General features: G+C 42.6%; 1 protein-coding gene. It reads right to left on the bottom strand.

Annotated elements, in window-relative coordinates; all coding sequences use genetic code 11:
- Window positions 1-15 precede the first annotated feature (15 nt).
- Window positions 16-1,347, bottom strand: coding sequence for an IS4 family transposase (locus tag I6E85_RS20755; RefSeq protein ID WP_024589925.1), 1,332 nt, complete (start codon window positions 1,345-1,347; stop codon window positions 16-18).
- Between the last annotated feature and the right edge of the window lie 80 nt (window positions 1,348-1,427).

Genomic DNA, 1,427 nt, shown 5'->3' with positions numbered 1-1,427 from the left:
GTTAACACCACTCGTTTAAGAACGAGTGGTGTTTTTTCGTTTATACCTAACTGGATATTTTTGTGTCTTTGCGAGCACCGTTCGCGGATAAGCTTTTCGCTTTCTTTTCTCCGGTAATATTAGCCGTTTACCGTTTTCACGTAGTTCTTTTAGCTTTTTAGGGATTGTCCCGGGGCTTCGACCTGAGCACCATAAAAACTCGTCTTGTATTAGGTATAATGCGTTTATGAAACTGATGCGTAATGGCTCCACTTTATGGGCTTTAGCCATCTCTGCCATTTCAAGTCTCACGATATTGTATGACGTCAGAATACCCCAGAGCTCTTGATAAATACCTTCCTGTTTCAAGCTCCGTAGCGCTGGCTTATTAGATAATTGATATTGCTTGAGCTCACCATATCCTCGCTCTATTTCCCATCGTTGCCAATAAACATCGAGTAGCGCTTTCAGCGGGTACTTTTCTGGACAGGCGCATGAGGTGATGAATCCTTTTATTTCACCTTTAGGTGTCGGAATTTGAATAAGCCTTGCTTGCCATGTATCACCTAGGTAAGGGGCTGATTTTTTAGCTTGTGGCGAAATAGGCATTGTTATTAAGTGGTCGTAATCGCTAAATGATTCCGTTATTTCATAGCGCATTTTACTTTTGATGGGCGTAAGCCAATGATGATTTTCGCTAACACCTTGCCAGCTCGTGAATAGTTCAGCCGAAAAGAAACCTCTATCAAATAGAGTTAGTGAATGTTCAGGTGCTGAGCCAACAAGCTGTTGAGCATAATGAATTTCACTTTGAGTAATGGGGCCAAACGCTGCATCGGATATTAAATGCGTTCTTGTCGACATCAAGGTTACAGCAAGTACTGAGGGGAAGTTCGTTGTCGATTGAGCATAGCCAAAATGACGGTTACTCGGCGTATCTTGGGTTTTAAATTGTGTACCGTCAACGCTTAGCAGCTTTAAACCACACACGTCATCAAAAGTTTGCGACTGCTCCCACTGCGTTGCTGTATGTTTAAAAAGGTGTTTCATAGGCGCTGCGCCTAGCTTTTCTTTCCCTTTTATAATACTGCTGGTCGCCAATGGTGGAAGCTCTCCTTTAGCGTCAGGAAAAGCGAGCTCTAGTTTGTCACAGACTTCAGATATTGAGCGGTTTCTTAATAAACCAATTCCTAACACAAGCCAAGCGGCTTGTTCGGCGGGGAAGCGTCGTTTGCGTACAGAGGCTCTTCCTGTTTGGGTAACAGCTTCTTCAATCCACTCAAGGGGAATGTGCTTAGTGAACGAATCAATATCACGATCTTGGCAAAACTCAGTCGTAAGGTGTAATTCTTTAATAAATTCAGACATAAAAATAGGCCACAACTTCTGTTGTAGCCTATTATGAGCCCTTTGAAAGATCGTTCAATTAGCTTAAACGATCTGCATTA

The organism is Pseudoalteromonas sp. NZS71 (assembly GCF_015864715.1).
In the GTDB taxonomy this organism is placed as follows: Bacteria; Pseudomonadota; Gammaproteobacteria; order Enterobacterales; family Alteromonadaceae; genus Pseudoalteromonas; species Pseudoalteromonas arctica.
This window is presented reverse-complemented; position numbering and strand designations above follow the sequence as displayed.